This window comes from Megasphaera massiliensis (assembly GCF_036305205.1).
In the GTDB taxonomy this organism is placed as follows: domain Bacteria; phylum Bacillota; class Negativicutes; order Veillonellales; family Megasphaeraceae; genus Megasphaera; species Megasphaera massiliensis.
In genome coordinates, this window is the sequence record NZ_JAXIXE010000041.1 from 22,669 (window position 1) to 41,353 (window position 18,685).

Here is an 18,685-nt window from a genome sequence, read left to right on the forward strand (position 1 = left end):
TGCGACTCTCCCTAAATACTTAGCGAGCTGCTGCGACGTTCATGGCCGTATTGACTAACCCGAAGATAATGTACAGTAAGAATGGCAGGGTAATAACCAAGTGCCAATCGACGTACAGAACCAAGGCACCGATAATCACAGCAATAGCCAGCGCCGACTTATGGAGCACATCGGGACTGGCACCTTTAAAGTCGGGGTGATGAACCTGGCTGACCAGATTATACCCCAAGAGGACGACTAAAATCGCGACCAGCCAAGCCGGAAGCACGGCCCCGGAAATGACGAAGGTAGCAATGAGGCAGCCGCCGTTCGGAATAGGCATGCCTTGAAAATAGCCGTGGACGACGCCGGTATTGAGATTAAAACGCGCCAGGCGAATGCCGCCCAAAGCAGCGTAAATAATAGCAGGAATCGCGCCGACCCAGCCAAGGGACTGTAAAGAATAGGTATAAATCAAGAACGCCGAGGCAGCCCCAAAAGATACGACGTCAGACAGGGAATCCAGTTCCTTGCCGAATTCACCGGCCACGCCGAGAGCTCGGGCCGAACGGCCGTCACAGGCATCACAGACGACAGCCAAGAGGATGCAGATCCCGGCCCAAACGTATTCCCCATGGAGTGTCATCATCATACTCAGGACGCCAAAACTCAGATTACCTGAGGTGAACAGACACGGTATTATCTTCTTCATGAAACAATCCTCCCTATCACCGATTCACCGCCGCGAACTTTATCGCCTTTTTTGACGGTGATTTCAACGTTGTCACGTACATAGATTTCTGCACAGGACCCGAATTTTATCATACCGTACAGCTGGCCGTGCTGTAATTCATCGCCTAACGTGACCCAGGAGACAATGCGCCGGGCCAGGACACCGGCAATAATATTGACTAAAATGTCCGTACGAGTTGAATGAATACCGATAGAATAGCGTTCATTTTCATAACCGACACCGTCTTTATAGGCCGGACGGAATCGACCGCACGTATATTGCTGGAAGTCAATCGTTCCCGGAAGGGGTGCCCGATTGACGTGGGCATCGAAAATAGACAGGAAAATAATGACTTTCCGACACCTTTGATTCAGATAGGTGTCTTCATCGACCTCTTCGATACCGACAACGGTACCGTCAGCCGGCGACACTAATAAATGGTCATCCGTCGGCGGTCTGCGCCGAGGATTCCGGAAAAAATACATAAAATACAAGGCCAGCAAAGCCGGCAGGACTGCCGCATAGGCATTGATGAACCAGCCTGCCGCCAGGGCCAGTAAAAGCGGCACAATGATAAATGGGTAGCCGTCTTCTACAATATAAGGTTTGTTTAAGACATCACTATTCAATTTATCACCTCAACTCATTGGCTTCGCTTGCTGCCCTTTACAGCCAGTACAAACCGCGGCAGGGCCAGCATGCGCTTAAAGCGTGTCGGCTCTTTAAGAAGACGATAGAGCCATTCCAAGCGGTTTTCCTGCATCCATTTCGGAGCTCGAGCTGCTTTGCCGGCTAAGACGTCAAAGGTCCCGCCGACACCCATGCAGACGCAGGGTCCGAGTTCATACAAGTGCTCGTGTATCCATTTCTCTTGTTTCGGCACGCCGAGAGCGACTAAAAGGATTCGAGTCCCTTTGCTGCCGATATCTTCGATAATTTGTTTTTCTTCATCATCAGAGAAGAACCCCGAATGAGTCCCGACGACATTGAGCGGCCCGAGCTGCTTCTGCATATTGACTGCAGCCTGTTCAGCAATGCCGGGAGCACCTCCAAAGAGGTAGACAGCCGTTTGGCGTGCAGCTGCTTCTTGCAGCAGACTGCACGCCAAATCGACACCTGTAACGCGTTCTTTAAATTTCTTGCCCTGTTGTTCTGCAGCCCACAAGACACCGGCCCCATCGGGAACTACCAGGTCGGCCTGCTGCAGGATCTGCGCCAGTTCGGAATCGGACTGAGCCCGCATGACCATCTCCGCATTGGCCGTCGCAATGGAAGCAGCACGGCCTTCGTCGATACATTTGAAGGCCAGTGCCTGTGCTTCTTTCATGGTGACGTTGTCGATGGGAATGGACAAGATATCGATTATACTAGTCAACGTATCCCTCCGCCCTGCTTAGTTTACGCTGTAATTCGGAGCTTCTTTCGTGATATTGACATCATGGGGATGGCTTTCACGAAGACCGGCTGCGGTAATCTGGATGAACTGCGTATTTTCAATCATTTCCTTGATGTTGTGGCAGCCGCAATAGCCCATGGATGCGCGAAGACCGCCGACCATCTGATAAATCGTATCGGCAGCAGGTCCTTTATAAGGTACACGGCCTTCAATGCCTTCAGGAACGAGCTTCTTCGAATTCGAATCTTCCTGGAAGTAACGATCTTTACTGCCCGATTCCATGGCAGCCAGGGAACCCATGCCGCGGTATTCTTTGTAGCTTCGGCCCTGGTAAATAACCGTTTCGCCCGGGCTTTCTTCTGTACCGGCAAGGAGATTGCCCATCATGACGACGTTGCCGCCGGCTGCAATGGCCTTAGCCATATCACCGGAGTATTTGATGCCGCCGTCGGCAATGATAGGAATGCCGTAGCGCTGTGCCACCTTTGCACATTCGTGAACGGCCGTAATCTGCGGTACGCCGATACCTGCGACGATACGGGTCGTGCAGATGGAGCCCGGTCCGATACCGACTTTAACGGCGTCGACGCCACATTCAATGAGGGCTTCTGTAGCCGCACCGGTTGCGACGTTGCCGGCAATGACCGGAAGGTGCGGATAGAGCTTTTTGATTTCTTTCAACGTATTGAGTACGCCCAAGGAATGGCCGTGTGCCGTATCGATGACGACGACGTCGACTTTGGCAGCGACGAGAGCATCGAGGCGGTCGGTCATATCATGGGTGACACCGACAGCGGCTGCGACCAAGAGGCGGCCGTTGCCGTCTTTCGCCGAATTCGGATATTTCGTAGCTTTTTCAATATCCTTAATCGTAATCAACCCCTGCAGGTTGCCTTCTTTATCGACGAGGGGTAATTTTTCAATGCGGTGCTTGCGGAGAATTTCTTTCGCTTCTGCCAGCGACGTGCCGACCGGAGCCGTAATCAGATTTTCCTGCGTCATGATGTCACCGATACGGCGGCTCATGTCTTCTTCAAAGCGCATATCACGGTTGGTAATGATCCCGACGAGTTTGCCGTCGACCGTAATAGGTACACCGGAGATGCGATATTTCCCCATCAATTCATTGGCATCTGCCAAAAGATTATCCGGGTGAAGGAAAATGGGATCGATGATGATGCCGTGTTCCGACCGTTTTACCTTGTCGACTTCACGGGCCTGAGCTGCAATGGACATATTCTTATGAATAACGCCAATGCCGCCTTCGCGGGCAACGGCAATAGCCATAGGGGCTTCCGTTACCGTATCCATACCAGAACTCATAATAGGAATATTCAGTTTGATATCGCGGGTCAGGTTCGTTGATACGTCCACTTCTTTCGGAAGTACGTCAGACTTAGCCGGAACCAAGAGAACGTCATCAAATGTCAAACCTCTCATACCAAATTTATCAGATCTCATATTTGCACCTCTGTTTTGAAAAATATAAGAAATAAAAGGGGTAAATCCCCTTAAATAGCTTATCCCTTATTATAACTGAAATCACCTGTTCTGTACATAATTTTAGAGCAATTTTCTCGTCAGTTATTCAAAAGTCCGGCAAAGGACTTGCCAAAACGCCGCTTCAGCGCTTCTTCTGCCACCTCCGGATTTCCCGAGGTCTGCCACCACTGCCGTGCTTCATCGCGGGCCGCTTCCAAGATAATTATATCGTTTATGATGTCGGCAGCCTTTAAGTCGGGCAGACCGTGCTGGAGATAGCCAAAAAGCTGTCCCGAGCCGCGAAGAAGTAAATCCTTTTCCGCCAGGGTAAAGCCGTCGTGAATCGTTTCCATCCATTTGAGCCGCTGTTTCGTCTCGTCACTGCCGCCCTTGGCCATGAGAATGCAGTAAGCCTGCAAATCGCCGCGTCCGACACGGCCGCGAAGCTGATGGAGCTGGGCCAGGCCGAAGCGCTCAGCGCCGTCGATGAACATGACGGTCGCATTGGGAACGTTGACGCCGACTTCGATGACGCTCGTCGCTACCAAGAGGTCGATATCTCCCTTTTGAAAGGCCTCCATGACGGCCTCCTTTTCTTTTCCGGCCATGCGGCCATGAACGAGGCCGCACGTGCGGTTCTTAAAGAATTTATGACGCAGCTCTTCGTAAAGGTCGGTCGCGGCCTGAAGGTCGACGGACTCCGAGGCCTCTACCAAGGGACAGACGACGTAGCACTGCTGGCCGGATTCCATGAGCTTGTCCATGAAGGTATAGACCCGCCGGCGCAGGGCTTCACCGACAGCGTAGGTCTTAACCGTCTTTCGTCCCGGCGGCAGTTCGCGGATGGACGACACGTCGAGATCGCCGTACAGCGACAACGTGAGGGTCCGGGGAATGGGCGTTGCCGTCATGAATAAAGCATGGGGCTCCTGCCCTTTCCGGGCCAGGGCCGACCGTTGACGAACGCCGAAGCGATGCTGTTCATCAGCGACGACCAATCCCAGGCTGCGAAAGACGACATCTTCCTGGATCAAGGCATGAGTTCCGATGAGGATATCAATCGTACCTTCTTGGAGGTCTTCTAAGAGCTGCTGCCGCTCTTTAGCCGTCGTCCGGCCGGTTAAAAGGGCGATGCTGACATCGAGGCCGTCAAAGAGCCGGAGAAATTCTTCATAATGCTGAGCCGCCAAAATCCCCGTCGGCGCCATGAGCGCCCCTTGGTAGCCGTTTTCGACGATTTTGGCCAGGGCCAGGGCTGCGACGACGGTTTTCCCCGAGCCGACATCCCCTTGGACAAGGCGCTGCATGGCCACTTCACTTTCCATATCATTTTGGATATCTAAAAAGGCCCTCGTCTGTCCTTTGGTCAGCCTAAAAGGCAGGTGCTCATAGAAAGCGCGAAGCAGACGGCCGTTGGGGCCGCATTTAATGCCCTGCCGCTTCCCTTCACGGTGACGACGTAATAAGAGGCCGAGCTGCATATCGAAGAGTTCTTCAAAGGCCAGTTGGCGGCGAGCCCCTTCTTTTGCCTCCATAGAGGGTGGAAAATGGATCGTTTCATAGGCTGCAAGGGACGGCATCTGTGAAAAATCCGAACGGCGCCCTGCCTCCCAACCGGGGAGGATGTCCAAATGAACCGCCGCTATATCGAGTGCCCCGCGGACGGCTTTTCTCACATCCTGCTGCCGCAAACCGTCCGTCAGGCCATAGACGGGGACAAACCCGGAGCCTTCCACCCTTCCTTCTTCCGTATCGGGCGAATTCATCTGTCTCCGGCCGTAGGCCCATTCTAATTTCCCAAAGGCGGTCAGAGTCATGCCGACCTTAAACAGCCGTTTCTTGAAGGCCTGGTTGAACCAAACCAACTCGACAGCTCCGGTTCCATCGCTGAGGGCAACTTTCAACAGCGACAGTCCCCGTCTCGGCCGTGCCTCCTGAACCGAAGCCACGGTACCGCATAACAAGACGGCTTCCCCGGTACCGCACGGCGCCTGGCCGATTGGCCAAACGTGGCTGCGATCTTCATAATCGCGGGGAAAATACTGCAGGAGATCGGTCACCGTCGTAAGATGCAGCCGGGCAAAAAGCGCTTCCTTACGCGGTCCGATGCCTTTAATATCACGAATAGAAAATTCCATAAAAAAACTCCTTGTCAAGAACTTTCATTTATTGTATCATACTTTGTAGGCTTTTTATAAATAAAACTTGCGTTGCCCTATGATTTATGATAAGATTTATACGTTGTACTGTGATGGTGCAGGGAGGTGTAACTAATGGCAAACTTTTGCGAAGTATGTGGTAAAGGAACAATGAGCGGCATGAATGTCAGCCATTCCCATGTAAAAACGAAAAAAACCTGGAAACCGAATATCCAGCGAGTCCGCGCTATCGTCGACGGCGAAATTAAACGAGTTAACGTCTGCACTCGTTGCCTTCGTTCCGGCAAAGTCCAGCGTGATGTTTAATGACTATCGAAAAAGCGTTGCCTACGAAGGCAGCGCTTTTTTAATGCCAAAAAGATACCGAAAACGCCGCCCTTCTTCACAAGGAATCGAGCCCTCGAGACGAGTAAAAACAAAAAGGATTGGTCCTCAGACCGAATCCTTTTTTATTTTCCCCGGAAGGGCTTATCCCTCATCAGGGTATAGTTCCTTATTTCGTTTAACGATTTCCATGACTAAATTAGCCGTTTCTTCGATAGCTTTCGACGACACGTCGATGATCGGGCAATGGAGGCGCCGCATAACACCTCTGGCATATTCTAATTCTTCGTTGATCCGCTCGATATTGGCATAGCTGGCATTGGCATCGAGCCCCATACTGCGCAGCCGTTCCGAACGAATGAAGTTCAGTTTAAAGGGATCGATAATCAGGCCGACGATTTTACGGGCCGGGATCTGGAACAATTCAGGCGGCAAGTTGACTTCCGGTACGAGAGGAAGGTTAGCTGCCTTGACCCGTTTGTGTGCCAAATACATGGACAAGGGCGTCTTCGAGGTCCGCGATACCCCGACAATGACGATATCGGCCTTCAAAAAGCCCATGGGATTCTTGCCGTCATCGTATTTTACGGCAAATTCAATAGCTTCGACACGCTTAAAGTATTCTTCGTCGAGCTGATGAATCATCCCGGCCTTCAACGTCGGTTCTGTATCGGTCAATGTGCCGACACCGGACAGCATAGGCCCGATGATGTCGACGACGGTAACATCCGTATCGGCCGTCAAGTCCTTCAATTTGCGCCGCAAAGCCGGAGAAATGATGGTATAGCAAATCATGGCCTTATCGGCTTCTGCCTTACGGACCAATTCTTCGATCTGCTGGTCCGAGCGTATATACGGTACACGGATAATATTAAATTCTTGTTTGTCGTATTGACTTGCCGCTGCCCGGGCGACGCGTTCTGCCGTCTCACCCAGGGAGTCGGAGCAAGCGTAAATAATCGGCTTTTCCAAGATTATCTCCTCCCTAACCCACATTCTACAAACAGGCGGTTAATATTGGTCTTTGAAATTCTTCCGATGACCTGCAGTTCTTTTTTATCATCTTCATCACTGGTGATAACGTTGACGACAGGCAGACAGTCGATTTCATATTCATTTAAACGCTGGGCGGCGACGATAGCCTTTTCATCAGGCTGTACATAGATCACCTTACTCACCGGCGTCATGACCATCCTCACCGGCAGCGTCCTCAAATCATTGCTGCCCATAGCCGTCTTCAACAAATCCTTTCGCGATACGACGCCGGCCAGGATATTGTCGGTCCCGACGAACACCGTCCCCACATCTTCTGTAAACATGGCGATAATAGCGTCATAAGCGCTCGTATGCTCGCCGACGATGACCGGCTGAGACAGGCAAGAATCGATGGTAATATCCGTAATGGCCCGCGAAAGCAGGTCTTTTTCCTTATTGCCTGTAAAAAAGTAGCCTAACTTCGGACGCGCATCAATCAGTCCCAGCATCGTCAAAATGGCCAGGTCTGAGCGCAGGGCCGCCCGTGTCACATGAAGGCGATTGGCAATATGCTGGCCTGTAATCGGACTGTTTTCCTTTACAATCTGTAAAATTTTTTCCTGACGTTCCGATAACATAGCGTCTTTTCACCTCCTATGTACCAATAGCACTCTCATTCGCTTACTATCATATCATATATAGGGATAATCCGCGATATAAAGTATACATTATTTATAGTCACATCATATCGAATAGTCCTACCCGAAAAAGGCGGTCCAATCATTTCGTTGGACCGCCTTTCTTCGGCTCACTTCGTCACGGGACGATTACCACGTATAATCTTCTGTATCAGCACGGCCTTTTCCGGTCAAGGAATCGAGGAGGATTCGCTGTTCGACCTGGGCAATATGCTTCCGCGTCGAGATGACGGCATCGGGATTGACGGAAATGGAGTCAATGCCGCTCTTGACCAAGAATTCTGCAAAATCAGGATAAACGCTCGGTGCCTGACCGCAGATAGAAACGGTCTTACCGTCCTTATGGGCCACTTCGATGAGATGGCGGATAGCCCGTTTGACGGCCAAATTCCGTTCATCAAAGAGAGGCGCTACGGTATCATTGTCGCGGTCACAACCCATGACCAGCATCGTTAAGTCATTGGAACCGATGGAATAGCCGTCGACGAACTGATTGAACTGGTCAGCTAAGATGATGTTCGACGGAATTTCAGCCATGAGCCATACTTTAAAGTCCGGACCGCGATGGAGGCCTTCCTGTGCCATGAGGTCGACAACTTTCTGCATTTCATCGACACGGCGGCAGAAGGGAATCATGACGTTGAGGTTCTTGAAGCCATATTCTTCACGGACTTTACGAACGGCCTGCAGTTCAAGTTTAAAGGCTTCTACGTATTTAGGATCGTAGTAGCGGGATGCACCGCGCCATCCGAGGAGAGCGCTGCTTTCTTCCGGTTCATATTTATCGCCGCCTTTAAGGTTGCGGTATTCACTCGATTTAAAGTCACTCAGGCGCAGGGTTACCGGACGCGGAGCCAAGGCCTGGCAGACTTTGCGGATCCCTTCGGACAATTGGTCGACAACGTGGTCCGGACGGCCCGTTTCGATGAGATATAAGGGATGTTCATGAATGAAGGTCGTCCAAATAAATTCTTCACGCATGAGGCCGATGCCGTCACAAGGAAGATCGCCGTATTTTTCAGCCAGGTCAGGATTGCCGAGATTCATATAAATCTTAGTGCCCGTAACCGGTACCGATTCGGCAGCGACGACAGTCGTGCCGCCAGCACCACCGGCAGCTTCTGAACCTTGCGGTTTGATCAAGTCGGCGACGACGCCTTCATAGACAATGCCATTGGTAGCGTCGACAGTGATTTCAGCTCCGTCGGGAATGGCCGTTGTCGCTTCGACGCTGCGGCTCTTGGTCCCAACGATACAAGGAATGCCCAATTCGCGGCTGACGATGGAAGCATGGCAGGTCATGCCGCCGGCATCAGTGACGATAGCTTTGGCTTTCTTCATAGCCGGAACCCAGTCGGGGGCGGTCATGGTCGTAACCAGGATTTCGCCGTCTTTGAATTCCGCAATCTTCGACGGATCGAGGATGACGTGAGCTTTGCCGGCAGCACTGCCCGGACTTGCCGGAAGGCCTTTTACGATAACCTTGCGGTCTGTCGTCACTGCAGCAGGTGCCGCAGCCGTTTCGGCCTTTTCTTTATTCTTCTTCGACCAAACCGTTTCCGGACGAGCCTGAAGGAGCCATACCTTATTGGTCCGTTCATCGACGCCCCATTCCATATCCATGTAGCAGCCGTAGTGTTTTTCAATCTTCTTAGCATATTGAGCCAGTTCTCGAATCTGTTCATCCGTAATGACCTGCTGTTTCTGCAGTTCCGGCGGAACGAGGCGTTCTTCACAGTCGCCGCCGGGCTTACGGACTAATTCGACCGGTTTCGTATTGACCATCCGCGATACGATGGACAAGTCGTCTTTGCGAATCTTGAAGTTATCCGGCGTAACCGTCCCTTGAACGACGTATTCGCCAAGGCCCCAAGCCCCTTCAATGGTAATCGTCGTATCGTCACCGGTAACCAAATCTACGGTGAACATGACACCGGCCGATTTGGAGAACACCATCATCTGGACAGCCGCACTCAAAGCAACGGACAGATGGTCAAAACCCTGTTTCGTGCGGTAATAAGTGGCTCGGTCGGTAAAGGTCGAAGCATAGCATTCCTTTACTTTCTGGATGACCATATCGGCCCCCTGGACATTGAGGTACGTGTCCTGCTGACCGGCAAAGCTGGCATCGGGCAAGTCTTCGGCCGTAGCACTGGAGCGGACGGCAACAAAAGGCTGCGCTTCGCCGACTTTCTTACCTAATTCTTCATAGCTCTTGCGAATTTCTTCCGCTAAGTCGGCCGGCATCTGAGCATCACAGATAGCCTGACGGATTTTTGCCGTCACATCGCGAAGCTGAACGGCATCTTCCACGTCGGTCAACCCTTTTAATAATTCCGGAATCTTCACATCCATGCCCGTTTCATGCATAAAATGACGGTATCCGGCAGCCGTCGTTGCAAAACCATAAGGAACGGGAACGTCCGTCTGGGACGTCAATTCACCGAGAGACGACGATTTGCCGCCTACGAGAGCTACGTCAGCTCTACGCAATTCATCAAACCATAATACATACGCCTTTTCTCTATCCATTGCCATCTTCTTTACCTCCTGCCGGTTCATTAAACCGTATATGCTAAATTGTCTTTTTCATACGTTTATAGTACGCTAATAATGTCATAATGTCAATAGTTTTTTCAAAAAGACATGATACTCTCTTTACAAGAGTATACTATATATATAAATATTTCAGATTCAGTGTAGCGTAAAACGTTTTAAAAACAGGGGTTACTTTAAAGTTTCTCAACCTCTTCCATATATATAGGATAATAAAGCCGATTGTGGTATAATAAGAAGCTAGTAATATTTCAATTTATATATAATAACCTTATAATGAGTACAAACGTCATGTAGGAGGAAAAAATGTATACACCCAGACGCAGAGCAAAAAAAGCCAAAGAGGCCGGTCCATTCCGCCGCATCCGCCTTTTTATCGCCTTATGCCTTGTCGTTTTTGCCGGCTTAGGGTTTGGCTATATTTTTGCTGCTTATCAAAGCTTGCCGACGGTAAGCAATAGCATGCGGCCTGCCGTATCGTCCCAGGTCTTCGATGCCCACGGGCGGCTGATCACAACCCTTCATTCCGATCAGAACCGGCTTCCTATCGATATCAACAAGGTTCCGCAAAATCTGCAGAATGCCTTTATCGCAGCCGAAGACAACCGTTTTTATCAGCACATCGGCATCGATCCCATCGGCATCGTCCGCGCCTTGTTCACCAACCTGACCAACCGCGGTATCGCCCAGGGCGGCAGTACGATTACGCAGCAGCTCGCAAAAAATGCCTTCCTGTCTCAGGAACAGACGATGAAGCGAAAGATTCAGGAAGCCATGCTGGCCTTAGAAATCGAACAGAAGTACAGTAAAAAAGAAATCCTCGAAATGTACATGAACCAGATTTACTTCGGCCAAGGCGCCTACGGAATCCAGACGGCTGCCAAGACATACTTTAATAAAGACGTCAGTGAATTGACCCTGACCCAGTGTGCCCTCTTGGCCGGCCTTCCCAAGAGCCCGAACTACTACTCTCCTTTCAATAACCTGAATGAAGCTAAACAACGGACCAACGTCGTCCTCGACCAGATGGTCAAGTATGGCTACATCTCCGCCTCGGAAGCCGAACAGGCCAAGAACCAGGATCTCGACCTTTCGAAGAACCACCAGGCTCAAGAAAGCGATGAAAATGCATCCTTCATCGATTACGTATCCCAGCAAGTTGCTCAAAAATACGGTGACGACGCCCTCTACAAAGAAGGTTTGAAGATTTACACGACTCTCGACGTCGACAAGCAGCATGCCGCTGTCCAGGCCCTTCACAACCTGCCGGACAACTATACCGATGAAAATGGGCTGACTCAGCCGCAAGGCGCCATTGTCTCCATCGATCCCAAGACCGGCTACATCCTGGCTATGGTCGGCGGCCGCGGTCAAGACAGCTTCAACCGCGCCAGCCAAGCCGTCCGCCAGCCGGGTTCCGCCTTTAAGCCCTTCGTCTATCTCACAGCCCTGCAGCATGATATGACGCCCGATACGACGATGGAAGATAAACCCGTTACCTACGGCAGTTGGAGTCCGAGAAATGCCAGCGGCTCCTACCGCGGCTCCATGCCGTTAAGCGTCGCCTTAGCAAACTCGGTCAATACGATTGCCGTCCAGCTCGCCGATCGCGTCGGCCCCAGCAACATCATTGCCAACGCCAAAAAAATGGGCATCACCACCCTCGACAATAAGGATGACAACCTGGCCATGGCTCTCGGCGGTCTGACCCGAGGCGTCACGCCCCTTGAAATGGCCAGTGCTTACGGCACCTTTGCCAATAAGGGCGTTCACGTCAAACCGACGGCCATCATCAAAATTCTCGACCGCAACGGCAACGTCCTTGAAGATGAATCAACCCTCGAAAAAGAGGAAAACAAGACTCGCGTCATGTCCGAAAAAGAAGCCTATGAAATGACCGTCATGTTAGAAGGCGTCATCGAATACGGCACCGGTACCGCCGCATCGCTCGGACGCCCGGCCGCCGGCAAGACCGGTACGACAGACGACAATAAAGACGCCTGGTTCGTCGGCTATACACCGGATATCGTAACGGCCGTTTGGATCGGTGACGATACGGGTTCGCACAGCCTTGGCGAAGTCTACGGCGGCACCATTCCGGCTGAAATCTGGAAAGACTACATGTCATCTGCTGCATCAGACGAACAAGACCGGGAATTTTCCGTTCCGGCAGGTATGGAACGGATTCGCGCCCGGGCAGCCCTCTCCAATAACAGCGCCCGCGTCGCAGACGACGCAAAAAAAGCGTCGGATACAGAAAAGAAAGACTCCGACGATAAAGAAAAGACCGACGAAAAAGCAGAGTCCCGAAGTGAAGAAACATCGCGACAGCCGTCGGAAGAAGCACGAAGACAGCAGGAAGACAGTAACAACAAAGCACAGTAATGCCAAAAGAGCAGCCGCACCGCAAACGGTGCAGCTGCTCTTTTTCTGTTGTCCGGACCTTACTTTTTTTCATATATAAACAAGAGACAGGTCCATCTTCTCTGTAACCTCCCCCGAACCGGCTGATATCCCATTTTTCGTAGAACCTGATAGGGGGGCCCGCTTTTATTACACGTATATAGGCTCTTGTCCTTCCACACAGACTGAATCTACGGCTGCCATTAGCTTCGCCGTCAGTCCCCGCCAGCGGTGACCAGGATGTATCGGCCCGCGTCGACGCTACTCCCATCATACCGATAGCGGATGACTCCGACGATAACTGCCTCATCAGAGACGAGCTTCAGTATCGTCCCATTGACAAAATCATACCTGAAGTCGTCTTCCATTTCCGGAAGCGCCGGCACATCGAATTGGCCAATCAAGGCAGCCTCCCTCGACTATATTTATTATCCCCAAAAAAGGGGGCGTCATTCATCCAAAGGCCCCTTAAAACAGAAAAAAGCAGCCCCAAACGGAGCTGCTTTTAAGTCACACAAACCTTTTTATGAGATTATGGAGAGATGTTAGTCGATACAGTAACGGGAGAAAATTCCCTTGAGAGTAAAGCCGTGTTTTTCTTTTTCCTGACGGACGGCCTGTTTCTGTTCGCTCATCGAAGCGACGAGGGCCTGACCGCGGCAGTAAATTCCTTCACCATTTGCCGAGCCGTCAAAGGGCAAGGGCATCATGGTATTAATCATATCGTCGAACGTGTATCCTTTATTCATAATGAAAGCCTCCTTCAAAAGACTTCAATAACAATTATCAGTTGTTGATTATAAGTTTACACGTTTCTCTCCCCTGCGTCAACCGAATTGCCAGATTAATTCGGCAACCTAACTATTCGCTAAAGGGATTCATACTCAGACTTTGACAACCTTATGGATGATCGTGCTGAGAATCATGATGATGACGACGACGGGAACGGTAATACCGACCGGCGTGTCGACGCTGAGCAGGTAACGGTACAAGATGACGCCGAGGACCCATAAAACGATGTTAAGCCAATTGACGCTTTCTGCCGTATGGTCTCTCTTTAAAATAAAGAAATCTGCCAAGAGGATGGCCGTCATCGGTGCAAAGACCGAGCCGATGAGGTAAAGGAAATCTTGGAATTGTTCAGGAGCTGCAAACACAGCCAGGACAACACCGAGAACCGTCGCGGCAAGAGCCATGATCTTATCGGAGGCCTTGGGAGCTAAGCTCTGGAAGCTGACGCCGGCAGAAAAGGCATCGAGGAAAGTCGTCGTAACCGTCGACAACAAGACGACGAGAATACCGGCGATTCCCATCCCGGCCTGGAGCATGATGGCGGCAATATCGTCCTGCCCCGTAAAGAGAGCCGCGCCCATGCCGATGATGAACATCCAGGAACTAGCCACGAAGTAAGCACCGCAGCTGGCGGCTGTTGCCAAGACCGGCTTCTTAGCCGTTCGCGTATAGTCTGAAATAATCGGAAGCCACGACAAGGGCATGGCGACGGCCAGTTCGACGGCACCGCCGAAGGTAAGTTCCCCAGCCGGAACGGTTGGCGTACCGTTTTGGAAAACGACCATACTGAGCATAATCGTCAAAATAAACAAAGCTGCCATGACGACGACATTGACCTTGCTGAGATTCTTGAGGCCCATGATGATCCACAAGGCGATGAAAGCACCGATAATGATACTCCACCAGGACATACCGATGGCTGCGATGGTGTTGGCAGCCAAAGCTGCACTGCCTACCATGACGGCCGTCCAGCCGACAAGCTGGATGACGTTCAAACCGGCGAAGAGCTTGGCACCCTGCGTACCAAAGGAGATGCGCACCGTTTCCATGGCACTGCCTCCCGTCCGGCCGCCGATGAGGCCGGCCAGGTACATGATGATGCCGCCTATGATATGACCGAGGATAATCGCTTCCAAGGCCCGGGCAAAGCCTAAGGGGGCCAAGAGCATGCCGGTCAAGATTTCTGCAATGGAAATCCCTGCGCCAAACCACAGCAAGCCGTTGGAAAAGGCCGAGGTCTTTCGTTCATTTACCATATAGTATCAAACCTTTCTATTATAAATACTGTTATAAATAATAACCTATCTCAGTATACCATATTCTTTTGAAAAACCCTATGGAGAAGCGAAGATTTATCACAGTTTTAACTCACTTTACGATAACTATAGGCTTTTTCTTTATCCTTCAACCAGTGCCATGCTATACTGGTACTGATTATAAACTAAAAATTACTATTGGCAGCAAATTTCAAGTATTATACGTTTGGAGTGATATCATGAGAATAGACAAGCGCCTGAAAATCGCCATTGCCGCTGTCGTCATCGCCGCCCTTGCTTTTGGCGGGTATACCTACTACCAAGGTCAGCAGCAGGCAAAACAAGCCTCTGCCGTTGAAACGGCTGAAGTCGTCCGTAAAGATCTGAAGTCGACCGTATCGGCCACGGGGACCATCAGTCCCGTCGATTCCGTCGAAGTATCGCCGAAGATCACAGCCCGTATCAGCCAGGTCTTGGTCAAGGAAAATGACTCGGTCACGGCCGGTCAAACCGTCGCCATCTTAGACGGTAAAGATTATGAAGCCCAGCGCGATCAGGCTCAGTACAAGGTCACCAATACCAAGGTGGAATATGAACGAGCTGAAAAGCTGTATGAGCTCGGCGCCGGAACAAAACAGGATCTGGACACGGCCAAGTTTAACTACGATACGGCCCTCAGTACCTTGTCAGAAGCTGAATCAGACGTAGCCGAAACGGTCATTACGGCCCCCATGGACGGCGTCGTCGTCGGCGAACCGAAGACGGTCGGCACCATGGCCGTTCAGGGCAACAGCAACCCGACGGTCATCATGCGCATTGCCGATACGTCAAGCAAACAGATCTTAGCCCAAGTCGACGAAACGGATATCGGAAAAGTCCAAGTCGGACAGGAAGCGACCTTTACGGTCGACGCCTATACAGACCGCACCTTTACGGCCCGCGTCTCGAAGATTTCTAAGACTGATACCAGCAACACCTGGGATACGAACAGCTCGTCGTCTTCGTCCTCGTCGAGTTCCTCCAGCTCTTCGGCCAGCGTCATCTACTATTACGTCACCCTCGACGTCAGTGATCCTGACGACGTCTTGAAACTGGGCATGACGGCCCGCGTCGACATTACGACATCGGAAAAACAAGATGCCCTGGTCGTCCCCATCGCCGCTTTGAAGACCAATGATTCCGGCTCTTACGTCCTTCGCGTCAAGGATGACGGCACGACCGAACAGGTTCCGGTCAAGACGGGCATCTACAGCAGTGACTACGTCGAAATCCTGTCAGGGCTCACCGAAGGCGATAAGGTTTCCATTTCCTACACGGCCAGCAAATCTTCTTCATCTTCCTCGAAGAGCAGCAGCCGTCAAGGGCCGCCGCCCATGTAAGGGAGGTCTTGGCTATGAATCCCATCATTGAACTCCAAGGTATTGAAAAGATATACCATACCGGAGGGGAAGACTTCGCCGCCTTAGCCGGCATTACCCTCAACATTGAAGAAGGGGAATTTGCCGCCCTCATGGGCCCTTCCGGCTCGGGAAAGTCGACATTGATGAACATCCTCGGCTGCCTCGACAGGCCGACAGCCGGCTCGTACCAGCTGGGAGGAAAGGAAGTTGCCCACCTGAGCGACGATGAACTCGCCGTCGTCCGCAACCAGCACATCGGCTTCGTCTTCCAGAACTTCAACCTCCTGTCGCGAATTACAGCTCTCGACAACGTCGCCCTTCCCCTGGTCTATGCCGGTGTCGGCCGCAAAGAGCGGACCGAACGGGCCATGGATAAACTGAAATCCGTCGGCCTTGAAACGTGGGCCCATCACAAGCCGAATGAACTCTCCGGCGGCCAGCGCCAGCGAGTGGCCATCGCCAGAGCCTTGGTCAACAACCCGCACATCATCATGGCCGACGAACCGACGGGCAACCTCGATACGAAGTCGACCAAAGATATCATGCGCCTCTTTGAAGAGCTCCACGAAGACCACAAGACGATCATCTTGGTCACCCACGAACCGGAAATCGCCGCTTGTGCGACCCGTCAGCTCCTCTTGTCAGACGGTAAGATTACCAAAGATGCCGGAAAGGGGGTCGTCATGGATGTTATTTAGTGAAAGCGTCCAAATTGCCATCACGGCGCTCTTATCAAACAAGCTGCGTTCCATACTGACCATGCTGGGCATCATCATCGGTGTCGGCGCCGTCATCGCCATGATTTCCATCGGCATGGGCGTCCGCCAAAACGTCACCAACTCCATTGCCAGCCTCGGCAGTAACATGCTCATCGTCATGCCGGGATCGGCTAACAGCGGCGGCGTCCGCTCGGCAGCCGGCTCCAATAAAAAGTTGAAATACGACGATGCCGTAGCCATCAAGAAGCAGATTAAGAACATCGACTACGTGTCGCCGACGGTCAACAGCTCATACCAAGTCGTCAACGGCAACCAGAACTGGAACACGTCGGTCTACGGCGTTACGCCGGAATACCTGCACATCCGGTCCCTCACTGTCCAATCAGGTTCTTTCATCACCCAGTCCGATTTAAATTCCCGCAACCGCGTTGCCGTCATCGGAACGACGGTCGCCACCAACCTCTTTGATGAAACCAACCCCGTCGGCAAGACGATCCGCATCAATAACCAGCCGTACAAAGTCATCGGCGTCCTCGAAAGCAAGGGCCAGTCTTCCGTCGGCCAGGACCAGGACGACATGGTCATCGTACCCTTGACGACGGCCCAAGAACGATTGCTGGGCATTACCTACATCAAGTCCATCAACATCCAGGTCTCCAGTGCCGATAAAATCGAACAGGTCCAATCGGAAGTCGAAGCCCTCCTTCGCCAGCGTCATCACATCACCAACGGCAAGGAAGATGACTTCAACGTCCGCAACCTGACCAGCCTCATGGAAACGATGACCCAGACGACGACCATGCTGACCTTGTTCTTAGGCAGTATCGCCGCCATCTCCCTCGTCGTCGGCGGGATCGGCATCATGAACATCATGATGGTATCTGTTACCGAAAGAACCCGTGAAATCGGCATTCGCAAAGCCCTGGGAGCTACCTTCCAGAACATCATGATGCAGTTTCTCATCGAGTCCGTCGTCATCGGCGTCATCGGCGGCCTCTTGGGCGTCGCCTGCGGCGTCGGCATCGCCTTAGCCATCGCCGAGTCGGGCCTCTTTGAGACGGTCATTACGGCAGCACCGATTATTATTTCCTTCAGCTTCTCCGTCGGCATCGGCCTCTTCTTCGGCATCTATCCGGCGCGAAAAGCCGCCAAGCTCGATCCGATCGAAGCCTTGCGCTATGAATAAAAAGAAGCACTGTTCCGAGGAACAGTGCTTTTTATATGCAAAAACTTATTCGTTCAGCCAGCGGCGCACATCGTCTTCGGCGTCCTGAACGGTCGAACCTAAAATAGCCAGGTGCGACCCCAGCACGGCCTTAGGGCAAAGTTCATGGATGTCTTCCAGACTGCGGCCGATACCACTCCCTTCATGGGTGCAGAAAGGATAGATGGTTTTGCCGGAAAAATCGTGATTTTCTAAGAAAGTCCACAGGGCCATAGGCATGGTTCCGCACCAATTGGGATAGCCGAGAAAGATGAGATCGTAACCGCTGATATCGTCAAGATCCTTTGACAGGGCCGGCCGAAGCCTCTTTTCCCATTCATGGCGGGCCAGGGAGACCGTTTCTTTATACTCATGAGGATAGACGGCTGCTGCCCGGATATGAAAGAGGTCCCCGCCGGTCATGCGGCCGATCATCTTAGCCGCCTGCTCCGTATTACCAACCTTAAGATTGACAATCTTACCGCTGACATAATTCATACCGGCATGTGAAAAATAAGCAATGAGACATTTTTTCCCCTTATAATCCATAGACAGGTCACTCCTCCCGGCTCGATGGGCCTAAAAATACTGATTATAATTTCATTATAC

17 protein-coding genes are annotated in these 18,685 nt (G+C 51.7%); 5 read left to right on the plus strand and 12 right to left on the minus strand.

Going from position 1 to position 18,685, the window contains the following annotated elements:
• Positions 1-19: 19 nt before the first annotated feature.
• The 5 genes from UCI88_RS08780 to recG form a co-directional block, all read right to left on the minus strand.
• Positions 20-691 (minus strand): CDP-alcohol phosphatidyltransferase family protein, encoded by a 672-nt coding sequence (locus UCI88_RS08780; protein ID WP_225068948.1) that lies wholly within the window; start codon positions 689-691, stop codon positions 20-22.
• Complete coding sequence (locus tag UCI88_RS08785; protein WP_256180328.1) at positions 688-1,341, minus strand: phosphatidylserine decarboxylase; 654 nt, start codon at positions 1,339-1,341, stop codon at positions 688-690. Before UCI88_RS08785 ends, UCI88_RS08780 begins: the two co-directional genes overlap by 4 nt.
• Before the next feature lie 14 nt (positions 1,342-1,355).
• The gene (locus UCI88_RS08790) at positions 1,356-2,087 is read right to left on the minus strand and encodes a WecB/TagA/CpsF family glycosyltransferase (RefSeq protein ID WP_176698831.1); all 732 of its coding nucleotides are present in this window, start codon (positions 2,085-2,087) and stop codon (positions 1,356-1,358) included.
• An 18-nt stretch (positions 2,088-2,105) separates the two neighbouring features.
• On the minus strand, positions 2,106-3,569 hold the full coding sequence (gene guaB, locus UCI88_RS08795; protein WP_044503204.1) for an IMP dehydrogenase: 1,464 nt from the start codon (positions 3,567-3,569) through the stop codon (positions 2,106-2,108).
• Positions 3,570-3,688: 119 nt separating this feature from the next.
• Positions 3,689-5,728, minus strand: coding sequence for an ATP-dependent DNA helicase RecG (gene recG / locus UCI88_RS08800; protein WP_256180329.1), 2,040 nt, complete (start codon positions 5,726-5,728; stop codon positions 3,689-3,691).
• Positions 5,729-5,863: 135 nt separating this feature from the next.
• Between recG and rpmB the strand changes: the two genes are divergently transcribed.
• Positions 5,864-6,055: a 50S ribosomal protein L28 gene (rpmB, locus tag UCI88_RS08805; protein WP_044503206.1), complete on the plus strand. Its 192-nt coding sequence runs from the start codon at positions 5,864-5,866 to the stop codon at positions 6,053-6,055.
• 162 nt (positions 6,056-6,217) lie between these two features.
• On the opposite strand, the gene UCI88_RS08810 is transcribed toward rpmB, so the two are convergent.
• The 3 genes from UCI88_RS08810 to ppsA form a co-directional block, all read right to left on the minus strand.
• Positions 6,218-7,045: a pyruvate, water dikinase regulatory protein gene (locus tag UCI88_RS08810; RefSeq protein ID WP_044503207.1), complete on the minus strand. Its 828-nt coding sequence runs from the start codon at positions 7,043-7,045 to the stop codon at positions 6,218-6,220.
• Between the two features lie 2 nt (positions 7,046-7,047).
• A complete protein-coding gene (locus UCI88_RS08815) occupies positions 7,048-7,686 on the minus strand; it encodes a helix-turn-helix transcriptional regulator (RefSeq protein ID WP_044503208.1) in 639 nt (212 codons plus the stop codon).
• Positions 7,687-7,875: 189 nt separating this feature from the next.
• The gene (gene ppsA / locus UCI88_RS08820; protein WP_256180332.1) at positions 7,876-10,278 is read right to left on the minus strand and encodes a phosphoenolpyruvate synthase; all 2,403 of its coding nucleotides are present in this window, start codon (positions 10,276-10,278) and stop codon (positions 7,876-7,878) included.
• Positions 10,279-10,608: 330 nt separating this feature from the next.
• On the opposite strand from ppsA, the gene UCI88_RS08825 reads away from it, so the two are divergent.
• Positions 10,609-12,687, plus strand: a complete 2,079-nt coding sequence (locus UCI88_RS08825) for a transglycosylase domain-containing protein (protein ID WP_256180330.1) — start codon at positions 10,609-10,611, stop codon at positions 12,685-12,687.
• A gap of 233 nt (positions 12,688-12,920) precedes the next feature.
• On the opposite strand, the gene UCI88_RS08830 is transcribed toward UCI88_RS08825, so the two are convergent.
• From UCI88_RS08830 to cytX, 3 genes are all read right to left on the minus strand, one after another.
• Positions 12,921-13,109, minus strand: a complete 189-nt coding sequence (locus tag UCI88_RS08830; protein WP_044503210.1) for a hypothetical protein — start codon at positions 13,107-13,109, stop codon at positions 12,921-12,923.
• A gap of 141 nt (positions 13,110-13,250) precedes the next feature.
• On the minus strand, positions 13,251-13,454 hold the full coding sequence (locus tag UCI88_RS08835; protein WP_044503211.1) for a hypothetical protein: 204 nt from the start codon (positions 13,452-13,454) through the stop codon (positions 13,251-13,253).
• 135 nt (positions 13,455-13,589) lie between these two features.
• Positions 13,590-14,753, minus strand: coding sequence for a putative hydroxymethylpyrimidine transporter CytX (cytX, locus tag UCI88_RS08840; RefSeq protein WP_044503212.1), 1,164 nt, complete (start codon positions 14,751-14,753; stop codon positions 13,590-13,592).
• Positions 14,754-14,992: 239 nt separating this feature from the next.
• On the opposite strand from cytX, the gene UCI88_RS08845 reads away from it, so the two are divergent.
• The 3 genes from UCI88_RS08845 to UCI88_RS08855 are packed head-to-tail and all read left to right on the plus strand — an operon-like array spanning position 14,993 to position 18,058.
• Complete coding sequence (locus UCI88_RS08845; RefSeq protein ID WP_225068942.1) at positions 14,993-16,132, plus strand: efflux RND transporter periplasmic adaptor subunit; 1,140 nt, start codon at positions 14,993-14,995, stop codon at positions 16,130-16,132.
• A 14-nt stretch (positions 16,133-16,146) separates the two neighbouring features.
• Complete coding sequence (locus tag UCI88_RS08850) at positions 16,147-16,851, plus strand: ABC transporter ATP-binding protein (protein ID WP_256180331.1); 705 nt, start codon at positions 16,147-16,149, stop codon at positions 16,849-16,851.
• Positions 16,841-18,058: an ABC transporter permease gene (locus UCI88_RS08855; protein ID WP_044503215.1), complete on the plus strand. Its 1,218-nt coding sequence runs from the start codon at positions 16,841-16,843 to the stop codon at positions 18,056-18,058. Before UCI88_RS08850 ends, UCI88_RS08855 begins: the two co-directional genes overlap by 11 nt.
• Before the next feature lie 45 nt (positions 18,059-18,103).
• On the opposite strand, the gene UCI88_RS08860 is transcribed toward UCI88_RS08855, so the two are convergent.
• On the minus strand, positions 18,104-18,574 hold the full coding sequence (locus UCI88_RS08860) for a flavodoxin (RefSeq protein ID WP_330024177.1): 471 nt from the start codon (positions 18,572-18,574) through the stop codon (positions 18,104-18,106).
• Between the last annotated feature and the right edge of the window lie 111 nt (positions 18,575-18,685).